General features: G+C 55.8%; 29 protein-coding genes. All 29 read right to left on the bottom strand.

Annotation, left to right across the window (positions count from 1 at the left end; translation table 11 throughout):
• Nucleotides 1–2: 2 nt before the first annotated feature.
• A complete protein-coding gene (locus CWI35_RS11330) occupies nt 3–1,580 on the bottom strand; it encodes an NADH-quinone oxidoreductase subunit M (protein WP_119877740.1) in 1,578 nt (525 codons plus the stop codon).
• Complete coding sequence (gene nuoL, locus CWI35_RS11325; RefSeq protein ID WP_025039089.1) at nt 1,577–3,430, bottom strand: NADH-quinone oxidoreductase subunit L; 1,854 nt, start codon at nt 3,428–3,430, stop codon at nt 1,577–1,579. The genes CWI35_RS11330 and nuoL overlap by 4 nt, the downstream gene beginning before the upstream one ends.
• A gap of 17 nt (nt 3,431–3,447) precedes the next feature.
• Nucleotides 3,448–3,753 carry an NADH-quinone oxidoreductase subunit NuoK gene (gene nuoK / locus CWI35_RS11320; protein WP_119877739.1) on the bottom strand — a complete coding sequence of 102 codons (306 nt, stop codon included), beginning with the start codon at nt 3,751–3,753 and terminating at the stop codon, nt 3,448–3,450.
• The gene (locus tag CWI35_RS11315) at nt 3,750–4,271 is read right to left on the bottom strand and encodes an NADH-quinone oxidoreductase subunit J (protein WP_119877738.1); all 522 of its coding nucleotides are present in this window, start codon (nt 4,269–4,271) and stop codon (nt 3,750–3,752) included. Before CWI35_RS11315 ends, nuoK begins: the two co-directional genes overlap by 4 nt.
• Entirely contained in the window at nt 4,268–4,687 is a 420-nt protein-coding gene (nuoI, locus tag CWI35_RS11310) for an NADH-quinone oxidoreductase subunit NuoI (protein ID WP_013146600.1), read from the bottom strand. Before nuoI ends, CWI35_RS11315 begins: the two co-directional genes overlap by 4 nt.
• Before the next feature lie 249 nt (nt 4,688–4,936).
• Nucleotides 4,937–5,938: an NADH-quinone oxidoreductase subunit NuoH gene (nuoH, locus tag CWI35_RS11305; RefSeq protein WP_011232819.1), complete on the bottom strand. Its 1,002-nt coding sequence runs from the start codon at nt 5,936–5,938 to the stop codon at nt 4,937–4,939.
• Nucleotides 5,935–7,035, bottom strand: a complete 1,101-nt coding sequence (locus tag CWI35_RS11300; RefSeq protein ID WP_042381368.1) for an NADH-quinone oxidoreductase subunit D — start codon at nt 7,033–7,035, stop codon at nt 5,935–5,937. Before CWI35_RS11300 ends, nuoH begins: the two co-directional genes overlap by 4 nt.
• A 3-nt stretch (nt 7,036–7,038) precedes the next feature.
• The gene (locus tag CWI35_RS11295; protein ID WP_119877737.1) at nt 7,039–8,553 is read right to left on the bottom strand and encodes an NADH-quinone oxidoreductase subunit C; all 1,515 of its coding nucleotides are present in this window, start codon (nt 8,551–8,553) and stop codon (nt 7,039–7,041) included.
• A gap of 3 nt (nt 8,554–8,556) precedes the next feature.
• Nucleotides 8,557–9,069 carry a NuoB/complex I 20 kDa subunit family protein gene (locus CWI35_RS11290; protein ID WP_011232822.1) on the bottom strand — a complete coding sequence of 171 codons (513 nt, stop codon included), beginning with the start codon at nt 9,067–9,069 and terminating at the stop codon, nt 8,557–8,559.
• Nucleotides 9,060–9,428 (bottom strand): NADH-quinone oxidoreductase subunit A, encoded by a 369-nt coding sequence (locus tag CWI35_RS11285; protein ID WP_013146604.1) that lies wholly within the window; start codon nt 9,426–9,428, stop codon nt 9,060–9,062. The genes CWI35_RS11290 and CWI35_RS11285 overlap by 10 nt, the downstream gene beginning before the upstream one ends.
• A gap of 273 nt (nt 9,429–9,701) precedes the next feature.
• Nucleotides 9,702–10,103 carry a F0F1 ATP synthase subunit epsilon gene (locus CWI35_RS11280; RefSeq protein ID WP_011232824.1) on the bottom strand — a complete coding sequence of 134 codons (402 nt, stop codon included), beginning with the start codon at nt 10,101–10,103 and terminating at the stop codon, nt 9,702–9,704.
• A 22-nt stretch (nt 10,104–10,125) separates the two neighbouring features.
• Nucleotides 10,126–11,547 (bottom strand): F0F1 ATP synthase subunit beta, encoded by a 1,422-nt coding sequence (gene atpD, locus CWI35_RS11275; RefSeq protein ID WP_011232825.1) that lies wholly within the window; start codon nt 11,545–11,547, stop codon nt 10,126–10,128.
• Nucleotides 11,548–11,574: 27 nt separating this feature from the next.
• Nucleotides 11,575–12,432: an ATP synthase F1 subunit gamma gene (gene atpG, locus CWI35_RS11270; RefSeq protein ID WP_011232826.1), complete on the bottom strand. Its 858-nt coding sequence runs from the start codon at nt 12,430–12,432 to the stop codon at nt 11,575–11,577.
• A gap of 67 nt (nt 12,433–12,499) precedes the next feature.
• Entirely contained in the window at nt 12,500–14,008 is a 1,509-nt protein-coding gene (gene atpA / locus CWI35_RS11265) for a F0F1 ATP synthase subunit alpha (RefSeq protein ID WP_011232827.1), read from the bottom strand.
• Between the two features lie 24 nt (nt 14,009–14,032).
• Nucleotides 14,033–14,569, bottom strand: a complete 537-nt coding sequence (locus CWI35_RS11260) for a F0F1 ATP synthase subunit delta (protein WP_011232828.1) — start codon at nt 14,567–14,569, stop codon at nt 14,033–14,035.
• Nucleotides 14,566–15,099, bottom strand: coding sequence for a F0F1 ATP synthase subunit B (locus CWI35_RS11255; protein WP_198527184.1), 534 nt, complete (start codon nt 15,097–15,099; stop codon nt 14,566–14,568). Before CWI35_RS11255 ends, CWI35_RS11260 begins: the two co-directional genes overlap by 4 nt.
• A gap of 120 nt (nt 15,100–15,219) precedes the next feature.
• A complete protein-coding gene (gene atpE, locus CWI35_RS11250; protein WP_011232830.1) occupies nt 15,220–15,438 on the bottom strand; it encodes a F0F1 ATP synthase subunit C in 219 nt (72 codons plus the stop codon).
• Between the two features lie 67 nt (nt 15,439–15,505).
• The gene (gene atpB / locus CWI35_RS11245; RefSeq protein ID WP_015376063.1) at nt 15,506–16,219 is read right to left on the bottom strand and encodes a F0F1 ATP synthase subunit A; all 714 of its coding nucleotides are present in this window, start codon (nt 16,217–16,219) and stop codon (nt 15,506–15,508) included.
• 17 nt (nt 16,220–16,236) lie between these two features.
• A complete protein-coding gene (locus CWI35_RS11240; protein WP_015376064.1) occupies nt 16,237–16,620 on the bottom strand; it encodes an ATP synthase subunit I in 384 nt (127 codons plus the stop codon).
• Between the two features lies 1 nt (nt 16,621).
• Nucleotides 16,622–16,846 carry an AtpZ/AtpI family protein gene (locus CWI35_RS11235; protein ID WP_119877736.1) on the bottom strand — a complete coding sequence of 75 codons (225 nt, stop codon included), beginning with the start codon at nt 16,844–16,846 and terminating at the stop codon, nt 16,622–16,624.
• 606 nt (nt 16,847–17,452) lie between these two features.
• A complete protein-coding gene (gene upp, locus CWI35_RS11225) occupies nt 17,453–18,082 on the bottom strand; it encodes a uracil phosphoribosyltransferase (RefSeq protein WP_011232835.1) in 630 nt (209 codons plus the stop codon).
• 151 nt (nt 18,083–18,233) lie between these two features.
• Entirely contained in the window at nt 18,234–19,472 is a 1,239-nt protein-coding gene (gene glyA / locus CWI35_RS11220) for a serine hydroxymethyltransferase (protein ID WP_119877735.1), read from the bottom strand.
• A gap of 92 nt (nt 19,473–19,564) precedes the next feature.
• Nucleotides 19,565–20,143, bottom strand: coding sequence for a TIGR01440 family protein (locus CWI35_RS11215; RefSeq protein WP_013524809.1), 579 nt, complete (start codon nt 20,141–20,143; stop codon nt 19,565–19,567).
• Between the two features lie 769 nt (nt 20,144–20,912).
• Nucleotides 20,913–21,359 (bottom strand): ribose 5-phosphate isomerase B, encoded by a 447-nt coding sequence (rpiB, locus tag CWI35_RS11210; protein ID WP_011232838.1) that lies wholly within the window; start codon nt 21,357–21,359, stop codon nt 20,913–20,915.
• 95 nt (nt 21,360–21,454) lie between these two features.
• The gene (locus CWI35_RS11205) at nt 21,455–22,744 is read right to left on the bottom strand and encodes a methyl-accepting chemotaxis protein (protein ID WP_119877734.1); all 1,290 of its coding nucleotides are present in this window, start codon (nt 22,742–22,744) and stop codon (nt 21,455–21,457) included.
• A 25-nt stretch (nt 22,745–22,769) separates the two neighbouring features.
• Nucleotides 22,770–23,216 carry a low molecular weight protein arginine phosphatase gene (locus tag CWI35_RS11200; RefSeq protein WP_011232840.1) on the bottom strand — a complete coding sequence of 149 codons (447 nt, stop codon included), beginning with the start codon at nt 23,214–23,216 and terminating at the stop codon, nt 22,770–22,772.
• Nucleotides 23,217–23,470: 254 nt separating this feature from the next.
• Complete coding sequence (locus CWI35_RS11195) at nt 23,471–24,022, bottom strand: manganese efflux pump MntP (RefSeq protein WP_011232841.1); 552 nt, start codon at nt 24,020–24,022, stop codon at nt 23,471–23,473.
• A gap of 412 nt (nt 24,023–24,434) precedes the next feature.
• A complete protein-coding gene (locus CWI35_RS11185) occupies nt 24,435–25,502 on the bottom strand; it encodes an L-threonylcarbamoyladenylate synthase (RefSeq protein WP_096226049.1) in 1,068 nt (355 codons plus the stop codon).
• A gap of 129 nt (nt 25,503–25,631) precedes the next feature.
• Nucleotides 25,632–26,495, bottom strand: a complete 864-nt coding sequence (gene spoIIR / locus CWI35_RS11180; protein ID WP_033024491.1) for a stage II sporulation protein R — start codon at nt 26,493–26,495, stop codon at nt 25,632–25,634.
• Nucleotides 26,496–26,535 lie beyond the last annotated feature (40 nt).

The following is a 26,535-nucleotide window of genomic DNA, read 5'->3' as shown; positions in this document are numbered from 1 at the left end:
GATCAACCCCCTAGCCCGTTCATCATCGTCTTGACGACGGCCGTAAGCGGCGCGGCCAATAGCTGTGGATAGACGCCGACGGCCACGATCAACGCGACGAGGATGAACGCCGGCACAGCTTCTTTTCCTTGCAAGTCAACGACGCCCCCTTGCGGTTCACCTAGGCTTGCCGCAGATGCTTGCGGCTCACGCCAGCCCATGACCGCTTCCCGCCGGTCGCGGGGGCGGCCGAACGTGATATCAAGGACGGCTTTCAGCGAATAGACAGCGGCGAAGATCAATCCAAGCGCACCCACGGCGGCAAGGGCCGGCTTCGTTTGAAACAGCCCGAGAAACGACGTGAATTCACCGACAAATCCCGCCAGCCCCGGCAGACCGAGCAAGGCGAGCGCCGCTGTGAGCAAATACCCGGAAAAGAGCGGCATCGCTTTCGTCAGTCCACCAAGCCGGTTGATGTCCGTTGTTCCCATTCGATGAGCGAGCACGCCGACAAGCAAAAACGACAAGGCCGAGATGAGTCCGTGAGCCACCGATTGAAAGACCGCTCCTTGAATGCCGGCCTCATTCAACGCACCGAGTCCGATGAGCACAACCCCCATATGCGACACGCTTGAGTAGGCGAGCACGCGCTTCAATTCGCGCTGGCGAAGCGCCAACAGCGCGCCGTACAGCACGTTGATGACGCCAAATAGAGCGAGAACGCCGGCAAACGAGCGGAACTCATCCGGAAACAAGCCGACCCCGAAGCGAATCATCCCATACGCTGCGATTTTCAGCAACACCCCGGCATGAAGCATCACCACCGGCGGCGGCGCTTCGACGTGGACGCGGATGAGCCAGCGGTGGAACGGAACAGCCGGCAGCTTGACGGCAAATGCCAACAACAGCCCGCCGAGCAGCCAGCGACTCCCTTCCTCCGTCAACGGCGCAATCAGTTGCCCTTCCGCCGCTGGATTATGTAACATTTCATGAAGCAAGGCAAAGTTCGCTGTTCCAGTTCGGGCAAGCAGCACCGCGATCACAACAAGCAACAAAGCCGAGCCGAGCCCGTTGTACAACAAGTAGCTGTACGCCGCCCGCTCGCGCTCAAACCCGCCCCACTTGCCGACAAGCAAAAACATAGCGACCAACGTCACTTCTAAGAAGAGGAAAAACCAAACGAAATTGGCGGCGGAAAATACGCCGAGCATGCCAATCTCAAGCGCCAGCAGCCAGAGAAAATACCCTTTTTTCTCCGTTTTGACAAACATCGACGCCAAAGCGGCCAACGTCGCCAACACCGCGGTCAGAACGATAAAGACAAGCGACAGCCCATCGATGCCGAGCTCATAGCGGATCACATACGCCGCGTCCGTCAAAAATGGCAGGTCAGTAAGCCGCACCCAGTCCCGCGCTTCGTCGAGCCGCTCGAGGCGAAACCCGCGCCCGGACTGAATGAAAGCAAACAACGCCAAAATGAGCGGCGGTACGGTGGCAGCCGTTCCGAGCCATTGAATCATTCGTTCATCCGTTTTGCGGACAAACATCAGCAACACGATGCCTAACAGCGGCGAAAAGACGAGCAGCGATAAAAACATCATAGCCAGTACCCCCCTGTTAAGGCGAAAATGACGACCAAAATCGCCAATCCGGCCACCGTCACCGCCCCATACGTCTGCGCCTGCCCGTTTTGCCCGCGCGACCCAGCCGAGGCGGCCGCGCCGACAATGCCGGCGGCAAGCCGGGCGAGCCCTTCAACAAGGAAGCGGTCGACATACGTCAACAGGCGGCTGATCCATGACACAAGCGACACGACCGTCAAACGGTAAATGTCATCGATGTAGTAATGACGGCGCAGCAGCTCATCAACATACGGAACACGCGCGGACAGCCAATCGCGCGGCATTTTCTGCGCCCCGTACATCAGCCAAGCGAGAAAAATCCCTGCAAACGACACGATCGTCGCCAAAACAGCGATCCATCCCGGCGCCGCTTCATGACGATACGCTCCATCCGTCAACCATTCGCCAAGGAACGAGCCAAACCATGGCGTTTGCATGTATCCGGATGCAATCGACAGCACGCCGAGCACAAGCATTGGCGCCACCATCGAGGCTGGCGCTTCATGAGCATCCTCATGATGCCGCGCTTTGCCGGCAAAGACGAGGAAAAAGAGCCGGAACATATAAAACGACGTCAACAGCGCGGCAGCGACCGCGAGCCAAAAGAGGAGGCGCGGCCCGTTCGTCCAGGCGGCGGCCAAAATTTCGTCCTTGCTGAAAAAGCCGGCGAATAGCGGAACCCCGCTGATCGACAGCGCCCCAATGAGGAATAGCGGCGCGGTCCATGGCAGCCGCCGCCAAAGCCCGCCCATTTCCTCGATGTTTTGCGTACGGACGGCATGAATGACGCTCCCGGCGGCCAAAAAGAGGAGCGCTTTAAAGAACGCATGCGTCGTCAAATGGAAGATGGCCGCGACATAGCTGCCGGCGCCAAGCGCCAACATCATATAACCGAGCTGGCTGATCGTCGAATACGCGAGGACGCGCTTAATGTCCGTCTGCACCAAGCCGATCGTCGCGGCGAAAATCGCCGTCACCCCGCCGATCGTCGCCACAGTCATCATGGCTGCATGGCTTGCCTCATACAGCGGAAACAATGCCGCCACAAGGTACACACCGGCCGCCACCATCGTCGCAGCGTGGATGAGCGCCGACACCGGCGTCGGGCCTTCCATCGCGTCTGGAAGCCATGTATGGAGCGGAAATTGCCCCGATTTGCCGATGGCGCCGATGAAAATCAAGATCGCCGCGAGCGTCGTCATCCCCGGCGACAGCGTCCCGTCGCCGACAGCGCGGAAAATGTCGTCGTAATCAAAGCTGTGCGTTTGCCAAAAGAGCAACATCATGCCGATGAAAAAGCCAACGTCGCCGATGCGCGTCATGATGAACGCTTTTTTCGCCGCCGCTTTTGCTTCTTCCTTATAGAAGTAAAAACCGATCAGCAAAAACGATCCAAGCCCGACGAGCTCCCAAAAGATGTACGCCTGCAGCAAATTCGGCGACAGCACAAGACCGAGCATCGCAAACGTAAACAGGCCCAAATACGCGTAAAAGGTGGAAAACCGTTCATCGCCAGCCATGTACCCTTGCGAATACACATGGACGAGCCAGCTGACGAGTGCGACGACGACGAGCATCCAAGCGTTTAGGGCGGTGGCGGAAATCCCGACCGTCAACGTCACGCCGCCTATCGTCATCCATGTCCAGTTTGCCTCATACGTCGACCCGCCGAGGCGGTCCACAAGCACCGCGAGCGCCAAAAGCAGCGACAAGAACGCCGCGGCGATGCCGACATAGGCGCTTGCCTGTTTCCATCTCCGTCCGAACAGCAGCAACAGAATGAACGAACCAAGCGGGAACAGCGGCACGACCCAAGCTAGGTTCATCATCGTTCCCATCCCCTTCTCTAATGTTTCAACGAATTGGCTTCATCGACTTGAACCGTCTTCCGGCTGCGGTAAAAAGCGATGAGCGCAGCTAAGCCGACGGCTGCTTCCGCCGCCGCCACGGCGATCGCAAACAGCGCGAACACATGCCCGTGAACGCTGGGATGGGCGCCGTATTTGGCAAACGCGACGAAATTCATGTTAACCGCATTTAACATCAGCTCAATGCAGATGAGCACAATGACCGTATTCCTCTTCGTGAGCGCCCCGTACAGCCCGATGCAAAACAAGATCAGCGCCAACGCTAAATAGGCCGATAATGTCATTCGTCTTCCGCCCCCTTGCCGTCTTTTTTCGCCAACACGATCGCGCCAATTAAGGCGACAAGCAAAATGACAGACACGATTTCAAACGGAATCGTATAATACGAGTAAAGCAACTTGCCGATCGCCTTAGCGTTGTCGCCCGCCAGCGCGCTGCCGTCAACGCCGAAGTCGAGCTGGCGGATGCCGAAGTAGACGGCAAGGCCGAAGGCGATGACGGAGAGGGCGGCAACCGCTTTATGCCAGACGCCGCCGGTGGTTTGGCGCTCCCTTTCGTCTGTGTGATGGCGCGTCAGCATGATCGCAAACAGCATGATGATCGTGATGGCTCCGGAATAGATGAGCACTTGCACAACAGCGACAAATTCGGCGGACAACAGCACGTACAGCCCGGCAATGCCCAAAAATGTCATGACGAGGGCGATGACCATATGGACGACGTTCGTCAGCTGGAGCATCGTCACTCCCCCGGCAATCGCCGCGAGGGCGAGCAAGAAAAAGGCGATGTCCGTTCCGCTCACGGCTTATTCTCCCTTCTTATGTTCGTATCGTTTTCATCAAGCCAGGCCAAATCTTTATACAGAGCGTCGCGGCTGTATTCCGCGAGCTCAAAGTTGTTCGTCATGACAATCGCTTCCGTTGGGCATACTTCCGTGCACAAATCACATAAAATGCAAATTTCAAAGTTGATGTTGTACGTCTCAATCACTTTCCCTTTTTTCGTCGGATCGGGATGTTTTTTCCCGGTCAGCTGGATGCATTCGGTCGGGCAAATGTTGACACACTGGTTGCACACGATGCATTTTTCGGGATAAAATTTCTGGATGCCCCGAAACCGATCCGGGAGCGGGAGCGGTTCGTGCGGGTAATCGTACGTCACTTTTTCGCGCGTCAACTCTTTTAACGTATACGCCAATCCTTTCATCAACCCTATCATCCGTCTACCCCTCTCATGGGAAAAGTGGCGTTCCGACACGACCTCTGCCCGAAGGAGGAGGCCATGCTCATGGGCGGCTGCCCCCTTCCTGGCAAGACAAGTTGCTTTGTTTCTTTAGAGGACTGGCGAAAAACGACCGATTTCGCCGAATCCGTTGCTTTTGGTTGAAAGAGAGGCGTTGATTTTACAGGAATTCCCAATTTGAGAAAAGTCCGTTTTTCGCGACTTTTCACTAAATCACCGGCTTTTTTAGAAAAACCACGCTTTAACGACCGCCGTCAGCACAATGTTGACGAGCGAAAGCGGAAGCAGCACTTTCCAGGCGAACTCCATCAGCTGGTCGGCGCGCACGCGCGGAAATGTGGCGCGAAACCAAATGAGGACGAAAACAACCGCACAAAACTTCAGCGCAAACCAGACCGCGCCAGGAATCCAGCCGAGAAAGGCGACCGGATGCCAGCCGCCGAGAAACAAAATCGTCACAAGCGCCGCCATGGCGAACAAATACACATACTCGGCGAGCATAAAGAACGCCCAACGGAATCCGGAATATTCGACATGAAAGCCGGCGACCAACTCGGACTCCGCCTCCGGCAAGTCAAACGGCGTCCGGTTCAACTCGGCCACCGCGGCAATGAGGAAAATCAAAAACGCCAACGGCTGGGCGAAAATGAACCAGACGTCTTTTTGCGCCGCAACGATGTCGACTAAATTCATGCTTCCAGCCAAAAGCACGACGCCAAGCGCTGACATGACGAGCGGAATCTCATAGGAAATCATTTGCGCGGCTGCCCGCATGCCGCCAAGCAGAGCGTATTTGTTGTTTGACGCCCAGCCGCCGGCGACAACGCCGACGGTCGTCAAGCCGGAGACAGCGATATAATACAGAAGGCCGACGCCAATATCGGCGAACCGGAACGCATCGGTAAACGGCAATACCGCCAACACCATAAACGACGGCACAAAGGCGATGATCGGCGCCAGCACGTAGAGCGGACGGTCGGCCGCTTTCGGGATCGTATCCTCTTTCAAAAGCAGCTTCAACACATCGGCAACGGTTTGCAGCAGTCCGAAGCGGCCGCCGACTTGGTTCGGGCCGATGCGCCCTTGCATAAACCCCATCACTTTCCGTTCAGCCAAAATGCCGTATGTGACAAAGGCGAGCACAACCGCCAAAAGCAGCGCCCCAAGCCCGAAAAACAGGGCGATGTTCGACCAGCCAGGCGTGGATTCAAGCCATTGTTCCATCATCCGTCGACCTCCCCAAGCACAATGTCAATCGACCCAAGAATGGCGATGACATTGGCCAAGTTTTCCCCTTTGAGCAGCTTCGGGAGTATTTGCAAGTTGTAAAACGATGGGCGCCGGAATTTGAGGCGGTACGGCTCTTTTTTGCCGTCGCTCGCAATATAGCAGCCGATCTCGCCGCGCGGCGCTTCGATGCGGACAAATGTCTCGCCGGGCGGCGCTTTAATGATGCGGGGCACTTTTCCCATGATCGGCCCCTCAGGCGGAAATTGCTCGCACGCCTGCTCGATGATGCGGAGCGACTGTTCGATTTCCGCCATCCGGCATTCATAGCGGGCGAGGCAATCGCCGCCCTCGCGCACCGGCACGTCAAAATCAAAGTGGTCATAGATCGAATACGGTTCATCTTTGCGCAAATCCCATTTGACGCCGGTCGACCGCAAGTTGACGCCGCTCAGCGAATAGCTGATCGCCTCTTCTTTCGTATACCGCCCGACGCCGGTGACGCGCTGGCGGAAAATTTCATTGCCGGTGACAAGCTCATGATAGCCGTGAAGTTTCTCCCGCATGTACGGAACGAACTGCTTCACTTTGTCAATCCAACCGTCCGGCGCATCCCATTTGACCCCGCCGATGCGCATATAGTTGAACGTCAACCGCGCTCCAGACAGCTCATTTAATAGATTAATAATCATTTCGCGTTCGCGGAACGCGTACAAAAACGGGCTCGTCGCGCCAAGGTCAAGCAAGTACGTCCCCCACCAGACAAGGTGGCTGGCGATCCGCCCAAGCTCCATGGCGAGAACGCGCAAATATTCGGCCCGCTCCGGCACTTCAATGCCCATCATCGTTTCGACCGCATGGCAAAGCACATAGTTGTTCGTCATCGCTGATAAATAGTCCATCCGGTCGGTGTACGGGATGATTTGCGTATATTGCAGCCCTTCGGCAATTTTCTCCGTTCCGCGATGCAAATAGCCGATGACCGGTGTCGCTTCTTGAATGATCTCGCCGTCAATTTTTAAAATGAGGCGGAACACCCCGTGCGTGCTCGGGTGTTGAGGGCCGACGTTTAAAATCATTTCTTCTGTGCGCAGCATCATCTACACCTCCGCATCATACGGCTCGTAATCTTTGCGCAACGGATGCCCGACCCATTGTTCGCCGAGGAAGATGCGGATTAAGTTCGGGTGGCCGCGGAAACGGATGCCAAGCAAATCGTACGCTTCGCACTCCGGCCAGTTCGCCCCCGGCCAAAGCGGAACGAGCGAATCGACTTCCGGGTTGTCGCGCTCGATTTTGACTTTCAGCGCCACCGGCTGCCGGTTTGGATAGGAATACAAATGGACGTACACTTCCATATGCGTTTGAAAATCGGTGCCGTGCAGCTCGGATAAATAATCAAACTGCAGCTGTTCATGGCCCTTTAACAACTCAGCGACTTTGTAGTACGCCTCTTTTTTCACGACAAGCGTCGGCACATCTTTCGCCAGCCGATTGATGTATGCATCCTCGAGCACGTCCGAACCGAGATGCTCATGAATGATGCGGACATATTTCTCAAGCAGCGGATCGTTCGGCGATGAAGCAGATGGCTTCGCCGCCCCGCCATCCTCCCCAGCGGCTGCGGCCTTCGCCCGGGCAGCCGCGGCCGCTTTCGCTTTCGCCGCCGCGATCGCCTTTTGTTTCGCCTCATCGTCGGCAGCATCGCCTTGCTGCTTCGCCATAGCAGCAGCCCGCGCTTTCGCTGCAGCGGCGGCTTTCGCTTTTTGCTTCGCCAGCTCGTCATCGCTTCCCGCCGCTTCAGCGGCCTTCTGTTTGGCCAGCGCCGCCGCCTTCGCCTTAGCCGCCGCGGCAGCCTTTTTCTTCGCTAACTCGAGGTCCTCTTCCGACGCACCTGCGGACGCGGCCGCCTCGCGCTGTCTCCGCAGTTCCGCCGCCCTCGCCCGCGCTTCTTCCGCCGCTTTCTTCTTCGCCGCCTCGAGGTCGCCTTCGGTCGCCGCACCAGACGCAGCGGCCTCGCGCTGTCTCCGCAGTTCCGCCGCCCTCGCCCGCGCTTCTTCCGCCGCTTTCTTCTTCGCCGCCTCAAGGTCGTCCCCGGACCCCGCTCCCGACGCCGCCGCCTCGCGTTGTCGCCGCAGTTCGGCCGCTTTCGCCCGCGCTTCCTCCGCCGCCTTCCGCTTCGCCGCCTCGAGGTCGTCCCCTGTCGCCGCACCAGACGCAGCGGCCTCCCGCTGTCTTCGCAATTCCGCCGCCTTCGCCCGCGCTTCCTCCGCCGCCTTCCGCTTCGCCGCCTCGAGGTCGTCCCCGGACGCCGCCGCCTCGCGCTGTCGCCGCAACTCGGCGGCCTTGGCTCGCACCTCTTCGGCAACTCGTTTTTTCGCTGACGCGATGTCTTCAGCCGATGGCGGCTGCGCCGCGCCGCCCGGCGCTTCATTTGCCGGGCCGTCGGATACATCCGAAGAAGGATTCAAATCATCGCTTCGGGCGTCACCGGTTTCAGCGGCTTGCTTCGCCTGTTCTGCTGCTTGCTTGGCCGCAAGCCGTTCGCGCGCCAGCTGTTTTGCCCGCTCAGCGGCTTCTTTTTTTCGCTGGGCCAAATCTTTTTCTTCATCCATCGGTTACAGCACCTTCTTCCCCGTTTTGGCTTCCAGTCGGATTTTTTCTTTTAATTTATGAATACCGTAGATGAGCGCTGCCGGGTTCGGCGGACAGCCTGGTATGTACACGTCCACCGGGACAATTTGGTCGACGCCTTTGACGACGCTGTACGATTTGACGTACGGGCCGCCGGCTGTCGCACACGAACCCATGGCGATGACCCATTTCGGTTCGGGCATTTGGTCATACAACCGGCGCAAGAGCGGCGCCATTTTTTTCGTCACCGTGCCCGAGACAATCATGACGTCCGCCTGCCGCGGCGAGGCGCGGAAAAACGAACCGAACCGGTCGAGGTCGTAATGGGCGCCGCCGACCGCCATCATCTCGATAGCGCAACAGGCAAGGCCGAACGTCAACGGCCAAAGCGAACTGCTTCGGGCCCATCCTTTCAACTGTTCCAACGTCGTCAAAAAGACGTTTCGCTTCACTTCTTCCATTTCGACGCCAGAAAAACCCTCCCATTTCACATCCATCGTAACACCTTCTTTTTCCAAGCATAGATAAGGCCAATGGCAAGCAAAACGATGAACATGATCATTTCCACCAACGCGAACAAACCGAGTTGGTCATAGACAACAGCCCACGGGTACAAAAACACCGTCTCGATATCGAAAATGACAAACAGCAAGGCAAATAGGTAGTACCGAACTTGGAACTGAACGCGCGAGTCGTGAAAGGGATTGTTACCGCTTTCATACGTTGTCGCCTTTGCATCACTCGGCACGTGCGGCCGCAGCCACCGCCCGGCCGTGAGCGCCCCGATCGGCAGCAACACACCGAGGCAAAGGAAGACGAAGATGATCAAATAACTGTTTGCATAGATGTTGCTCAACCAGCTCGCCCCCTTCCGGTTTACTACATACGTATGGTGTTAATGATGAAATTTTTCAATAATTCCTTCGATTTCATTATAACATTTATATCCAGCCGTGTCAGCAAAACTTCAAGTTAACACTGTCAACACTGTATCCATTCATGTAAGCGCTTCATCTTTGTTGAAGCGACGGAATGCGAGGAACGAAAAAAGAGAGAGCGTTTGCCTCTCTCCTTGACGGACGATTCTTCCGTTTTCATCAAAAAAAGCAGGGGAGTTTTCCCCTGCTTTTTACTTCATTTCCGCAACACTCAAACGGTTCATGGCGCGTTTTAACGCCAGTTCAGCCCGCTTGAAGTCGATGTCATCCTGCTGGCTTTGCAGGCGGCGCTCCGCCCGCTCTTTCGCCGCTTTGGCGCGGAGGACGTCAATGTCCTCCGCCCGTTCAGCAGCTTGAGCCAAAATCGTCACTTTGTCCGGGCGGACTTCCAAAAAGCCGCCGCTGACGGCAATGTATTGCGTTTTGCCGCCTTTTTTCAGCCGGGCCGCGCTGATCTCGAGCGGGGCGACAAGCGGAATGTGCCCCGGCAAAATGCCGAGCTCGCCGCTTTTCGCTTTGACGCTTACCATCTCAACATCGTCTTCGTACACCGGGCCATCAGGAGTAACGACGCTCACGTGGATCGTTTTCATTGTCCAATCCCCCTATCCCGGGTCACACTTCGACACCCATCGCTTTCGCTTTTTCAACGACTTCTTCAATGCGGCCGACTAAGCGGAACGCATCTTCCGGAAGATGGTCGTATTTGCCTTCCAAAATTTCTTTAAAGCCGCGCACTGTTTCTTTCACCGGCACGTAGGAGCCCGGTTGGCCCGTGAACTGCTCCGCCACGTGGAAGTTTTGCGACAAGAAGAACTGGATGCGGCGGGCGCGATGAACGACGAGTTTGTCTTCATCCGACAGTTCATCCATCCCCAAGATGGCGATGATGTCTTGCAATTCTTTATAACGTTGCAGCGTTTGCTGCACTTTGCGGGCGACTTGGTAGTGCTCCTCGCCGACGATTTCCGGCGCCAACGCACGCGATGTCGAAGCGAGCGGGTCAACGGCCGGATAAATCCCCATTTCCGCGAGCTTCCGCTCCAGGTTCGTCGTCGCATCCAAGTGCGAGAACGTCGTGGCCGGAGCCGGGTCCGTATAGTCGTCGGCCGGGACGTAAATCGCTTGAATCGAGGTGATCGATCCTTTCGCCGTCGACGTGATCCGCTCTTGCAATTGACCCATCTCCGTCGCCAATGTCGGTTGGTAACCAACGGCCGACGGCATGCGGCCTAACAGCGCCGACACTTCCGAACCGGCCTGCGTGAAACGGAAGATGTTATCGATAAAGAGCAACACGTCTTGGCCTTGTTCATCACGGAAGTATTCGGCCATCGTCAAGCCGGTCAAGGCGACGCGCATCCGCGCCCCCGGCGGCTCATTCATTTGTCCGAACACCATGGCCGTTTTGCTGATGACGCCGGAATCTTTCATCTCATGGTACAAGTCGTTTCCTTCGCGTGTCCGTTCGCCGACGCCAGCAAAGACGGAAATCCCGCCGTGCTCTTGGGCGATGTTGTGGATCAGCTCTTGAATCAAGACCGTTTTTCCTACGCCAGCGCCGCCGAACAAACCGATTTTTCCGCCTTTAATATACGGGGCAAGCAAGTCAACGACTTTAATCCCCGTTTCCAAAATTTCGACTTCCGTCGCCAATTCCTCGAATTTTGGCGCCGGACGGTGAATCGGGTCGCGGCGGGCGTCAGCCGGAATGTCGCCTTCCAAGTCGATCGGCTCGCCCAAGACGTTGAACACGCGGCCAAGCGTGACTTCGCCGACCGGCACCGAAATCGGTGCACCGGTATCGATGACTTCCATGCCGCGGATGAGGCCGTCTGTGGACGCCATCGCGATCGTCCGTACTGTATCATCGCCAAGGTGCAAGGCGACTTCCAATGTCAAGTCGATGTCGACTTCGTTTTCGTTGCGCGCTTTATGTTGAATTTTCAGGGCGTTGTAGATCGCCGGCAAGTGGCCGTTCTCAAACTTGACGTCTACAACCGGACCCATGACTTGGATAACGCGTCCTCTTGTCATCGTTTTCCCTCCTAACTTGCTAGTCCCCTATTGCAAGGCGTTTGCTCCGGCGACAATTTCCGTAATTTCTTGCGTAATCGCCGCTTGCCGAGCGCGGTTGTAGGAAAGCGTCAATGTGCGAATGAGCTCGTTCGCATTGTCCGTTGCGTTCTTCATCGCCGTCATGCGGGCGGCGTGTTCGCTTGCTTTTGCATCGAGCAATGCGCCGTAAATGAGGCTTTCCGCATACTGCGGCAATAAGACGTCCAAAATTTCTTCTTGCGACGGTTCAAATTCGTACACCGTGCGCTGCTTATTCTCCGCCAAGTCAGTGAGCGGCAGAAGCTTCCGTTCCGTCACCTCTTGCTGGATCGCGCTCACGTAATGGTTGTAATACATATACAGCTCGTCAAACGTACCGTCGGCGAATAACCCAACCGTTTTGCGGGCGATTTCTTTAATATCGGCAAACGACGGCTGGTCCGGCAAGCGGGTGATGTCGAGAATGACCGGCATGTTCCGCTTGCGGAAAAAGCTCAACCCGACGCGGCCGATGACGATGATCGCATATTCGTCCGGAGAAGCATGGCGTTTTTGGATCGTTTGGTACACGAGGCGCAGCACGTTGCTGTTGTACGCGCCAGCCAGACCGCGATCCGACGTGATCACGAGATACCCGGTTTTTTTCACCGGGCGCGAAACGAGCATCGGATGCGAAGCCCCCCCGGCGCCAAGCGCCACATTGGCCACGACTTCTTGAATTTTCTCCATATATGGAACGAACGATTTCGCGTTTTGCTCCGCTCGGTTCAGCTTCGACGTCGAGACCATTTCCATCGCTTTTGTAATTTGGCTTGTCTTCTTCGTCGCATTGATGCGCGTTTTAATATCGCGTAACGATGCCAAAGGTTTCACCACCTTTTTGCTGCACGGGTTCTAACAGGCGTGAGGGGGCGATATGCCCCCGCCGGCCTTATTGTGAAACGACAAACGTTTTCTTGAACGCTTCGATCGCTTTATTGAGATCGTCTTCGTTCGGAAGATCTTTCGTCGTGCGGATGTGCTCAAGCAAGTGTTGGCCGTTTTGGTCGAGCCACAAGTAAAACTCTTTCTCGAAACGGCGCACATCTTCAACCGGAATGTCGTCCAAAAAGCCGCGCGTCAATGCATAGATGATCAACACTTGTTTTTCGACCGGAATCGGCTGATGCAAATCTTGCTTCAGCACTTCGACCGTGCGCGCCCCGCGGGCGAGCTTCGCTTGCGTCGCCTTGTCGAGGTCGGAGCCGAATTGGGCGAACGCCTCCAGCTCACGGTAAGCGGCCAAGTCCAAACGGAGCGTCCCGGCTACTTTTTTCATCGCTTTGATTTGCGCTGCCCCACCGACGCGCGAAACGGACAACCCTGCGTTGATCGCTGGGCGGACGCCGGAGAAGAACAAGTCCGATTGCAAGAAAATTTGCCCGTCCGTAATCGAGATGACGTTCGTCGGAATGTACGCGGAAATATCGCCCGCTTGCGTTTCGACGAACGGAAGCGCGGTCAAGGAACCGCCGCCTTTGGCATCGCTCAATTTCGCTGCGCGCTCAAGCAGGCGGGAGTGCAAGTAGAAAATATCCCCCGGATACGCTTCACGGCCCGGCGGACGGCGAAGCAAGAGCGACAATTCACGGTATGCCGCGGCTTGTTTCGATAAATCGTCATAGACCACTAACACGTGTTGGCCTTTATACATGAAATACTCGCCCATCGCCACACCGGCATACGGCGCCAAGAACAAAAGCGGAGCCGGCTGCGACGCCGAAGCGGTGACGACGATCGTATAGTCGAGCGCGCCGTGTTTGCGGAGCGTTTCGACAACGGTACGGACCGTCGATTCTTTTTGCCCGATGGCGACATAAATACAAATCATGTTTTGGTCTTTTTGGTTGATGATCGTGTCAATGGCGACGGACGTTTTCCCCGTTTGCCGGTCGCCGATGATGAGTTCGCGCTGGCCGCGGCCGATCGGCACGAGCGCGTCGATCGCTTTAATCCCGGTTTGCAGCGGCTCATGCACCGATCTCCGGTCCATAACGCCCGGCGCCGGGCTCTCGATCGGGCGCGTTTCCGTCGTTTCCACCGGCCCTAATCCGTCAACAGGCTGACCGAGTGGGTTGACGACGCGGCCGATGAGCGCTTCCCCAACGGGCACTTCCATGATCCGGCCCGTACGGCGCACTTCGTCCCCTTCTTTAATGCCGGTGTACGGTCCTAAAATAACGATACCGACGTTGTTTTCTTCCAAGTTCAACGCCATGCCCATCACGCCGTTGGCAAACTCGACGAGCTCGCCGGACATGACGTTATCGAGCCCATGAGCGCGCGCGATCCCGTCGCCGACTTGGATGACGGTGCCGACGTCGCTCACTTGGATTTGCGATTCATAGTTTTCAATCTGCTGCTTAATGAGCGCGCTGATTTCTTCCGCTCGAATGCTCATGCCTTTCACCCCTGTCTTCAAATGTTAGCCGATCAGCTGCCGCCGAATCCGTTCAAGCTGCCCGCTGACGCTGCCGTCGTAAATGCGGTTGCCGATGCGCAGCTTCACGCCGCCGATGAGTTCCGGATCAATGATATTTTCAATCTCAAGCGTCTGTTTGCCGACTTTTTGGGCAAAGACGTCGGAAAGCGCCCGCAGTTCTTCGTCCGTCAACGGCCGCGCCGAATAGGCGACCGCCTTGGCGATGCCACGCGCATCGTCGACTAGGGCGAGAAACTGTTCCGCCAGCTCGGGCACAAGGCCGAAGCGATGGCGCTCCAGAAGAAGGAGAAGCGTGTTTTGCACCGGGGTGGACACACCGGCGAACGCTTCGCGGATGAGCGCTTTTTTCTGATCCAAGGAAAGTTTCGGATACGAAAGAAGCGATAAAAACTCGCCGTTTTCCGCCAACGCCTGGCGCACGGCGCGAACATCTTCTTCGATTCGATCAAGCTGTCCTTGTTCGAGCGCGATTTGGAACAAAGCGGACGCGTACCGTTTGGCGATCACTTCTTGGTTCATCGCGCTCCTCCTGCCTCTTGAACGTCTTTGATGTACGCTTCGATCAGCTTGCGTTGATCTTGCTCGGTCAGCTCTTTTTCAATCACTTTTGAGGCGATCAAGACAGACAACGAGGCCACTTGTTCGCGGAGCGCGGCCATCGCCTGTTCTTTTTCACGCTCGATTTCTTTTTTCGCCGCTTCTTTCACCCGTTCCGCTTCCGCACGGGCCGAGGCGACAATTTGTTCTTTCTGCTCTTCAGCCAGCTTGCGCGCGTTTTCAATGAGCGCTTGCGCTTCTTGGCGCGACTGCTTCATCAGTTCGCGCTGTTCTTCAAGAAGTTTTTCTGCTTCTTGACGGCGTTTTTCCGCCTGGTCGATTTCGTTCGCGATATGTTCTTCACGTTGTTTCATGATATTCATTAACGGCTGCCAAGCGAATTTGCGCAGCAAGGCCAGCAAAATAATGAACATCAGCAATTGGTAAATAATCGTGCCGCCGCTGATGCCATGCGCCGCTTCGCCGAGCACCAATACGTTTGCCTTCCACAACACCGCGTTTCACTCCTTTCGACAGCTATCGCACCGATGCGGTCTCGCAAAACCGCACATAAAGGAATGGCGAAGGTGGTCGTTGACACGAACTTCGCCATCACTTTCCATATCGATTTCTTATCGACCTAAGTAAATGAACGAGAAGACGACACCGATGATCGGAAGCGCCTCAACCAACGCAACCCCGATGAACATCGTCGTTTGCAAAACCGGACGCAATTCTGGTTGACGAGCAATCCCTTCAATGGTACGGCTGACGATCAACCCGTTGCCGATGCCGGCGCCTAACGCCCCCAAACCTACCGCAATCGCAGCTGCAAGTACACCCAAACTCATGTTGATAGATCCTCCTTCACCATGTTAAAGTAATGTTTCAAGTCCTTAATGAAATGATAAGGAATGCTCAATGGTCATGACTGACCTTATGAGCCATATAAACCATGGTTAACATCGTAAAAATGAACGCCTGAATCGTTCCGACAAAAATACTGAACGCTTGCCACACCATCATCGGAATGGCTGCGCCAACAGCGCCAAGCACACCGTAATGCGTGCCAAGGCTGGCGAGCAAGCCAAGCAAAATTTCCCCGGCGTAAATGTTCCCGAAAAGACGCAAACCGAGCGTCAGCGTGTTGGCAAACTCTTCGATGATTTTAAGCGGGAACAACCAGGCGACTGGACGGGTGTAATCGCGCAAATAGTCGGATGCCCCTTTCATTTTCACCCCATAGTAGTGGGTGAGGGCGACGACCATCACCGCCAGCGTCAACGTAACGGTCGCATCCGCGGTCGGCGATTTCCACCAAAGTTCGCCGTTGACATGGACGGAAAACGGCAGTCCAAGCATATTGGCCACAAACACATACATGATGAGCGTGACCCCCAGCGTCAAAAAGCGGCCGCCCGTTTGCCAATCCATCGTGCTGTTAATGATGCCTCTAACAAAGTCAAAGACCCACTCCATAAAGTTTTGCATCCCCGTCGGGCGCAGCTGAAGCGAGCGAGTAGCCGCAACAGCAATGATGAAAACGATCAAACAGGTGATCGTAATCATCAACATATCAGATAAATTAAACGTAAGGCCTAAAAATTCGACAAGCGGCGCTTTATGCTCCATCCTCTCTCACCTCGCTTTCATGCCTGCAGCTTGTCGTTTTTCCATTTGTGAAAGAAGAAATCTATTATAATGACAATGTAGGATGTCATTAATCCCAAAACGGTTGGCACGATATGAAAATATTGCGGATACGTCAGAACAATGACAGCAGCCAATGCGGCAAGCGCCAAACGCGATAAGGTGCCTAATGTGCGCACTTTTTTGCGCGCCGCCACCGCTTGTCCGAATTTTTCGATTTTCCAGGTTAAGTTCCAAACCATGAGGAGGCTGATCGATGTGCCGAGAATCAAGCTGAGAAAAACGGTTTTATACGGCGTAAATCCAAAGCCGAGCGTATAGATGGCGAGCAAATACAATATGTATCGAACTTGCCGCCAAAACATCGCTTGAAGATTTCCCATTTTATTGCTCCTCAGAGAAATATTGGCGGATCAAGCGCAACATGGCATACACGCCGGCCGCCAGTCCGAGCAAAAGGCCGACGATCAAAAAGATCGGCTCGGTGCCAAATCGATCATCGATCCATCTCCCGCCGAAAACGCCGACCAAAATCGAACCGACAAGTTGGGAGACGATGGCGGACATCAACGCCATGGCTTGAAACGGGTGGCGCTGTTTTGGGGACATGCCAACACACCCTTTAACATAATGAAAACCTTCTCAATCTACCCCTTGTAAAGGATACAATACGGCCTGGTCAATGTCAATGTGTTTCCACGTAAAACCTCATTCACATAGGGCAAATATTAATAATTTGTGACAATTTCTCATTTTCTTCTCACAATGATGATGTATAATGATATATTTTATTTTTAGCCTATTTTCCTTTTCATGATTCTATATAGATGCAATTTGAAGCTTTACCATTTGCAGTTTTTACCGAGTATTTGATCGACTGTCGGGCGACCGAACAACGCCGCTTCCAGACCCATATATGGGTCTGTGAAGCAGGCGGTTGTTCGGTCCTCCGTCACGCCAAGGCGTGACGGAGAAGCCTGTGGCTTTCCTCCGACAGTCGAAAAGGGGCAAACCGCTTTTCCGTCAAGGATATGTTAAACTTCTTCGTTGCATCTATAATATATATACTTGGCTTTGCAAACGGAGCGGTTTCTCAGCGCCATCTTTCTGCCGCGGCCTATTCGATGCAAGCGCTTAACTGACGCATGGGCAAGGCACCCTCTCCGCCGCTCGATGGAATGCGAACCCCGCGCGGCGCGGAGCGCCTTGCAACTGTTATTTTGTGCCAAACAGCCGGTCGCCGGCGTCGCCGAGACCAGGGACAATATAGCCGTGGTCGTTCAACCGCTCATCAAGGGCAGCGATGTAAATGTCCACATCCGGGTGGGCCGTTTCCACCGCTTTGACTCCTTCCGGCGCCGCGATCAGGCACATAAATTTAATGCTTTTCGCTCCCCGCTTTTTCAGCGCATCGATCGCCGCCACCGCTGATCCGCCGGTTGCGAGCATCGGGTCGACGATGATAAAATCGCGCTCTTCGACATCGCTCGGCAGCTTGACGTAATATTCGACCGGCTTTAATGTTTGGGGATCGCGGTACAAGCCGATATGGCCGACTTTCGCCGCCGGGATGAGCTTCAGGATGCCGTCAACCATGCCGATGCCGGCGCGCAAAATCGGAATGACGCCCAGTTTTTTGCCGGCGATCACTTTCGCTCTGGCTTTACTGACGGGGGTTTCGATCTCGACTTCCTCAAGCGGCAGATCGCGTGTAATTTCAAACGCCATCAACGTCGCCACTTCGTCGACAAGCTCGCGAAATTCTTTCGTGCCCGTATTCTTGTCGCGAATGTAGGTCAATTTATGCTGGATGAGCGGATGATCAAAGACGTACACTTTTCCCATGGGTCAACTCTCCTCTTCCGTATGTATGCGCTGCACTTCTATACATTCTACTGGAAAACGAGCGCCTATTCAACTGCCGAACGAACGGAAAAAGGCGCACCGCCAAATCCGGAGGCGGTGCACCGTACGGTTTCGGACGAAGCGGCGGCGCTTAGTCTTGATAGAGCGGAAACTTTTCCGTCAAAGCGGCCACGCGTTGGCGCGCTTCCTCAAGCGCTTGTTCGCTGCCGACGTTTTTCAGCACAAGGCCGATGATGGCGGCGATTTCGTCCATCTCTTCCAATCCGAAGCCGCGCGTCGTGACCGCGGCCGTGCCGATGCGGATGCCGCTTGTGACAAACGGGCTTTCCGGATCGTACGGAATCGTGTTTTTGTTGACCGTAATCCCGACCTCATCGAGCACTTTCTCCGCCGTTTTCCCGGTCAGCTGCTGCGGGCGCAAATCGACAAGCAGCAAATGGTTGTCCGTGCCGCCGGAAATGAGAGTGAATCCTTCGTTTTGCAAGGCGGCTGCGAGCCGTTTGGCATTCTCCACGACGCGCTTCGCGTAGACTTTAAAGTCGTCTTGCAACGCTTCGCCGAGCGCGACGGCTTTGGCGGCAATGACATGCATGAGCGGGCCGCCTTGAATGCCAGGGAAAATGGCTTTGTCGATCTGTTTGGCGAACTGCTCCTGGCATAAAATCATCCCGCCGCGCGGACCGCGCAGCGTTTTGTGCGTCGTCGTCGTAACGAAATGGGCGTACGGCACTGGATTCGGATGAACACCTGCCGCAACAAGACCGGCAATATGGGCCATGTCAACCATTAAATAGGCGCCGACTTCATCGGCAATCTCGCGGAACTTGGCGAAGTCGATGATGCGCGGATAGGCGCTCGCGCCGGCGACGATCAACTTCGGCCGGTGAAGGCGCGCTTTTTCGCGCACGTCGTCATAGTCAATGACATGCGTTTCCGGATCAACGCCGTATTCGACAAAATTGTACTGAATGCCGCTGAAATTGACCGGGCTGCCGTGCGTCAAATGGCCGCCGTGCGACAAGTTCATGCCAAGCACCGTGTCGCCGTGCTCAAGAACGGTGAAATAAACGGCCATGTTCGCCTGCGCCCCCGAGTGCGGCTGGACATTCGCATGTTCCGCTCCGAACAATTGCTTTGCCCGCTCGCGCGCCAAATCTTCGACGATGTCGACATATTCACAACCGCCGTAGTAGCGGCGTCCCGGATAGCCTTCCGCATATTTGTTCGTCAGCACCGACCCTTGCGCTTCCATGACCGCGCGGCTGACAAAGTTTTCCGAGGCGATCAGTTCAATTTTCGCATGTTGCCGCTTCCGCTCTTGCTCAATAGCGGCGAACACTTGCGGATCTTGTTGTGGCAAGTAATTCATCAATAGCTCCCCCTTATGCGAAATCAGTGAATATTCGTTTTTATTTTATCAGCTTCAGCTAGGCAAATTCAAAGAAAAAATGAATGAAACCGCTAGAAAGAACAGGAATCATTCGGATTTTCCAACGAGTAGACCGCTCGGGCGCCGCCGATCAGCTTCGGCCGCGTTTTCGCCAGCGTCACGCACGCCGATCCAATGTGCTTCACCGAAACGCGCACGGGAACGGCAACCGGCTTCAAATGCATACCGATGAGCGTATGGCCGATGTCAATGCCGGCATCGGCGCGAATCGCCTCGACAACGACCGGGTCAGCGAACTTTCGATAGGCGTAGGCGGCCATCGCCCCACCCGCTTTCGGCACCGGAACGACCGAAACGATCTCCAGCCCGTGAGTTTTGGCGGTTTCCCGTTCGACAACAAGCGCCCGATTTAAATGTTCACAACATTGAAACGCGAGCGCAATGCCGGTTTCGCGCCGCCACGCGTCAAGCTCGGCAAACAGCATGGCGGCAACGTCCATCGATCCAGCCGTGCCGATCCGCTCGCCAAGCACCTCGCTCGTACTGCAGCCGATCACAACGACATCGCCGCGGCCAAGCGGAGCCTGTTTGCGAAACTCATGCAAGATGGCTTGCCATTGCTGCCGCCATTCGGTCAATCGTGCGTCCATGTCCTCTTCCCCTCCTTCGTTCGTTTTTATCCACGCTGCCGTTGACGAACACTGACACTTTCGACGGTGATTCGTCAAAACCGGGTCCGGCTCCGGGGATGCCTGCGATACTCACGAATATGGAGTTTTCCTAGAAGGCTGATGAAAAAACAACCGTTTCCCCTGAATCGACAGTTCTCAAGTGAAGAGAACGAAACGCTTGCCGACTACAGCAGAAAAGCTGGGAACAGAGCCTTCTCAACAGGTTTTTATTGATTAATCAACACGCCTGACTTTTTGAACGCTCTCCCACCTACGCTCACGCTTAGAGGTGGGAGATTCTTGGGAACACCCGCCCTGCGGCAGGCTGTTCACCAAGCCATCCCCGTGCGTCCCACGGTTCAGCTGTCTTACCAAAACAGCAAAATTATATAAATGCAATTGAAAGCTTTTACATTCTTCGTTTTTACCGATCATTTCATCCGACTGTCGAGTGACCGAACAACACCGCTTAAAGACCCATGAATGGGTCTGTGAAGCGAGTCGTTGTTCGGTCTTTCGTCACGCCTTAGCGTGACAGAGGCAAGCCTATGGCTTGCCTTCGACAGTCAAAAATGGATGAGCCACTTTTCCGTCAAGAATATGTTAAACGATTTCGTTGCATCTCTATACACTCCCTTGCTGCCGCCATTCTCATGAAGCAAGACGCCCACGGCCGGCATGGGGCTGCACGGCGTCTCCCGCTTATGGCCCACAGGCCGCATCCGCTCCGATGCGGCCCTGGTTCCGCCTACAAATGCTTATTTTCATACTCGGCGATTTTGCCGATTCGCCGCGCATGGCGTCCGCCTTCAAATTCGGTCTCAAGCCATGCCTTGGCGATTTCGCGCGCCAGGCCGGGGCCGATGACGCGCTCCCCCATCGCGAGAATGTTGCTGTCGTTATGCATGCGCGTCAGCTTGGCGCTGTAGACGTCGTGGCAAAGGGCGCAGCGCACCCCTTTCACTTTGTTGGCGGCGATCGTCATGCCGATGCCGGTGCCGCAGATCAAAATGCCGCGATCAAATTCGCCGCGCGCCACTTTTTCAGCGACGGGAAGCGCGTAATCCGGGTAATCGACCGATGTTTCACAATCGCAGCCAAAATCGGTGTACTCGATTCCCATTTCATCCAACAGTGCTTTAATTTCCTCACGAATGCGAATTCCACCATGGTCAGAAGCAATAGCGACTTTCATCACGTTCGGGCGGGGAGCCCTAGGCTTCGCAGTGATAGCGAAAGCCAGGGAGGAATCGCCCTTCCTCCTTTCGATGAATCATATTTGCATGTGCATCAACGGGTGCGGAACCGGGCGACAGCCGCCTGCAATTGTTCGGCCTGTTCAACCAACTCGCCAGCCAGTTTATGCACATCGTTGATCGATGCGGCCTGCTCCTCGGTCGCCGCCGCAACTTCGAGCGCGCCGGCGGACGTCTGCTCAGCAATCGCCGCCACTTCTTGCGTCTGCGCCGCGGCCCGCTTCATATGCCCCATTTGACGCTTCGCCAACTCAGCGATGTCATGGACGGCGCGGATCACTTCATCAGCTGAGGCCGCCATGGCCGCAATGGCCTCATTCGTGCGCTCCCCTTTGGCCGCCTCAGCGTTTGCGGCGGCCACCTGCTTGTCCATTTGCGCCACCACACGGGCGACTTCATTTTGAATGTTGCCGACCAGTTCCGCGATTTTCTTGACCGCCTTGGCGCTCTCATCAGCCAGCTTGCGCACTTCCTCAGCGACGACGGCAAACCCCCGGCCGTGCTCGCCGGCGCGGGCTGCCTCAATGGAAGCATTGAGCGCAAGCAAGTTCGTCTGTTCAGCGATGTCCGCGACAAACAACGTAATGTTGCCGATTTGATTGGCGTGTGCTTCGAGCTGCTTGACAGCCGCCCGCGACAGTTCTTGATCGTCAGCCAGCTGATCGATGCCGCTAATGAGCGAATCGGTGATATCGCGGCTTGCCTTCAGCGTTTCGGCCATCCCATATACCGACTGTTCCGCACGCTCGGCTGTTTCTTTTACTTGTACTGCGATGGCGAGCACATCCTCGGCCGCCGCAGCCGCCTCTTGAATCGCCTCGGCCGAAGACGCCGCCCCTTTGGAAATGTCGTCAATGGTCGCTGCAATATCGCGTGCACGGTTTGACGCTGTTTCGGACGCCTGCCTCATTTCCGCCGTCTTTTCAGTCGTGCGCGCTGCGCTCTCTTCCACATTGGCGACGACTGCGCGCAAATGGCCGAGCATCCGGTTGAACGCGACAGCCAGCGAGCGAATTTCGTCATGGGAAGAGGGCAGCGGAACATCCTCATCGATATGCCCTTCCGTCGCCTTTGCCGCCGCTTCCTCGAGCCGTTGCAGCGGCCTTGTAATCCAGCCAGCGGCCAAATAGGCAAGCACTCCGGACCAAAAGATGCCAAGGAGCAACACGATCATCGTGAACACGCTTTTGTTCCATGAGGCGAACCACTGATCATACAAAACGTACAAGAAAAAGGCGCTCGTTGAATACGTGATCAGCGCCAACGCTGTCGTAAAGACGACGAGCTTCAGGCGCAAACCGAACCGATGACTTGTCCCCCCCATTTGTGTTCCCCCTCACTTCTCAACCTCATTGTTCTGTTTGCAACTTTTCCGCCAAGCGGTCAATGAGCGTCTCCAGCTCATCGCGCGCCGCCCGGTACACTTCAATCGGCCCGCCGAACGGATCGGCGATGTCGCCGTCTGTTCCCGAGACGAACTGCTTCAACGTAAACGTTTTGTCCTTCGCTTCTGGGAAACGCTCGACGATCATTTCTTTATGGCCGGATGTCATCGCCAGCACGTGCGTCGCCCAGTCGATATGCTCTTTTTTCAGCTGCGAGGAGCGGTGGGCCGCTTCGATTCCTTTTTCCTTCAACACCGTCTTGGCGTGAACCGACGCCTCGCTCCCTTCCGCCGCAAACACGCCGGCCGATTTCACCTCGACGCCTGGCAGCTGCTTATTCTCCAACAATGCAGCGGCCATCGGGCTTCGGCACGTATTGCCCGTGCAGACGAACAAAATGCGGTATGGCATACAACCACCTCTTCACATCAATGACTTACCATCAATATACCATAGGGAAAAGAGCAAAAAAAGGCTCTTCACCACAACATGTACTTGACAAGCAATGCGGTTTCCTGCGTAAGGATAGGCAAAAAGTGCTGATTTTCCCTCACAAGCGTAAATAGGGTATGTTCAGAAAAAATCAAGTACAACTTTTGGTGAAGAGCCGCAAAAAAAGCAGGCAGTCCGCTTTTTTCCACTGAAGGAAAACCGCCTGCCGCCGTTTATAGAAAAAGCAGCTTGAGCCCGAACGCCAGCAAAATGCTGCCGCCGAGCGCTTCGCTGTAAGAACCGAGCCATTGCTGAAAATGGCGGCCGACAAAAAGCCCAACCCATGTCAGCACCATGCTGAACAGACCAAACAGCAAAATCGTCACCATCGTCCGCGCTCCGAAAATGCCGAGGCTCAGCCCGACGGAAAAGCTGTCTAGGCTGACGCTGAACGCAAAAAAAAGCAACCCCACCCCACGAGGAAACAGCGGTGAGCCATCGTCCCTCCGGAACGAGGCGATGATCATTTGCCCGCCAAGCCATAACAGCAGCGCCCCGCCCGCGTATGTCGCGACACTTCCGAACTCGCGCGACAGCAGGCGGCCGACCGCCATGCCAGCAAGCGGCATGAGAATATGAAACAAGCCGATCGTCAACCCGATATAAAACATTTGCCGCAGCCGGAGGCGCAACAGCCCCATTCCTAAAGCGACTGAAAACGCGTCCATGCCCAGCGCCAGCGCCATCATTGACAGCGCGATGATTTCGCCGATGAATGCGCCCATGTTTCTTCCCTCCCGGACCGGCCTTATTGCTAAACATATGCACGTCCAGGGCAGTTTAGAAGCAGAGCGGGTAGCCAATGGGCGCCGCCTGATTGACGGGCGGACGGAAAAGAAAAAACCGGTCCACAACAGACCGGTTTAGCGCTTGGAAACGGCATCCCCCAAATCCTCTAGTTGCAATTTGAACCTTACCGTTTGCAGAGCCGTTTTCTCGACTGTCGCACGACCGAACAACGCCGCTTCCAAACCCATACATGGATCTGTGAAGCGCGTTTCCGTTCGGTCTTCCGTCACGCCAAGGCGCGACGAAGAAGCCTGCGGCTTGCCTCCGACCGTCAAAAAATAGACAAGCTGCTTTTTCGACCAGGATATGTGAAACTTGTTCACTGCATCTATACAGACGGACGTCCTTTCATTTCCGCTGTTCGCTGATGGCGCGTCCGCCGGCTGCTTTGCGGAGCCGGTTCATGATCGCCGCGCCGATTCCTTCTTCCGGAAACGCCTCGCTGTAAATGAGATCGACGTTCGTTTCATCAAATCGGCGCAGCGTGTCGTACAGCCGGCTCGCGACCGTCTCAAGCGCCTGGCGCGTTCCGCACGGCAGCACGACATCGGCCGCATACTGATCCCGGTTCTCCTCGGTCGTCAACACGCCGACCGTTTTCCCTTCCGCCCGGCTTTCATCGACAAGCCGCTGCAAAAACGCGGGCGGGCCGGCGACGATCCAAAGCGGCGCTTTCGGCGCATAATGCGTATATTTCATCCCCGGCGCTTTCGGCGCCGCCTCGTCGTTCACAGCAGCGGCCTCTTCAACGCGGCCGATCGCTTCAATAAGCGCCTCTTTCGTCACCCCTCCCGGGCGCAAAATCGTCGGCACGCCCCCACTGCAATCGAGCACCGTCGATTCAACGCCCACGCCGGTCGGCCCGCCGTCGATCACCCCGGCGATCCGCCCGTCTAAATCGGCAAGCACGTGCGCCGCCGTCGTCGGACTCGGCCTTCCTGACCGATTCGCGCTCGGGGCGGCCAACGCCAAGCCGCTCGCCTCGATCAACGCCAGCGCCAGCGGGTGATCCGGCATGCGCACCGCCACCGTCGGCAGCCCAGCCGTCACCCGTTCAGACACCGCTTTGGCCCGTTTTGGCAATACTAACGTGAGCGGCCCCGGCCAAAACCGCTCCATCAACGTTTTCGCCATCGGCGGGATCGAGGCGGCTACCGCCTCCGCTTGGGCCATGCTGGCGACATGAACGATGAGCGGATTGTCGCTCGGCCGCCCTTTGGCGGCGAAAATTTTTTCCACCGCGGCTGTATTGGCCGCATCGGCCCCCAACCCGTACACCGTTTCCGTCGGGAATGCGATGACTTCCCCGGCCCGCAGCCATTCAACCGCCTCTCGTATTTGTGGATAAACTTGCTGTTTATCAACAATATTATCCACAACCCAAACACGCGTTTTCAATCGTTTCACCTTCTCCATCGCCGTGATTCGCCTTGAAAATGGCGGCTTTTTTTACAAGCGTCAGATCGCCGCCCGATGCCTTTCCACAGTTATACACAAATTGTGAATAAACTTGTTATTTTTGTGGATAACTTTGTGGATAGATGCTTATGGAATGAGATGGCTGAGCCACTCTTTGAAGAAAAATTTTACTTCCACCGGCTGTTCCGGCTCGGCCATGACGACGAAGGACGAGTCTTGATCATCAGTGTGCCCTTTGTCTTTCTCGCCATCCGCATGGATGGACGAAGCGGCGCGATCTTCGGTTTCCGCCATCGCACCCCTCTCCTCTTTCGGTTCGTCCCGCTCGATGGCCTGCTCGCCGCTTCGCATCGCCTCAGCTTCCGCTTCGGCCGACTCGCTGTTTTGCTTCGACCCGGCTTCCATTGACCGGACGCTCTCAGCCGACACCGGTTCATTCGTTCCTGCAGGCGATCGGTTCGCCTCCATCATGACGGCATCGCTGTTGGAAAAATCGAGAAAACAAAGCGGCGGGAACAGAACGCACCACCAGTTTGCTCCTTTTCCTTCCCCAAGTGTGATCAGCACGGCATCATAGATGCCAGCCGGATATACGTAGTTGCCGTACACTTTCGTCGGAAAATGAACCGGGCCAAACTCCACTTTGTACGTTTGATTGCTTTGTTCATCGCGCAACACGCGGGCGACCGTCCGCTCGATGTCCGGCAGGTGAGAGCGGATGACGCGCTTTGCTTCCTCAAACGAAGTGAGTTCGGCCACCCAGCCGTTGATTTGCGCATTGACCGCATCACGCACTTTTCGCTTCAATTGTTGGTCTTCATCGGCGTCGCTGTTGGCTAAAATGCGCAGGCGGATTGCCTCATCAGGGATGGCGACCGCCGCGTTCGCCCCGGCGTCCGTCTTGTGGCCGTACAGCTCGACGAGTACGCCTGTCGTTAATAGAATGATATATAAACATATGGCAATGGCATTTCCTTTGATGGTCATCATCGGCACCGTCCTTTCACCTTTCATTGTGGACGGCGCCGCT

It is taken from the genome of [Bacillus] caldolyticus (assembly GCF_003595605.1).
Taxonomy (GTDB): domain Bacteria; phylum Bacillota; class Bacilli; order Bacillales; family Anoxybacillaceae; genus Geobacillus; species Geobacillus thermoleovorans.
The sequence above is the reverse complement of the archived record's forward strand: the minus strand, read 5'-3'. Positions and strand labels throughout refer to the sequence as shown.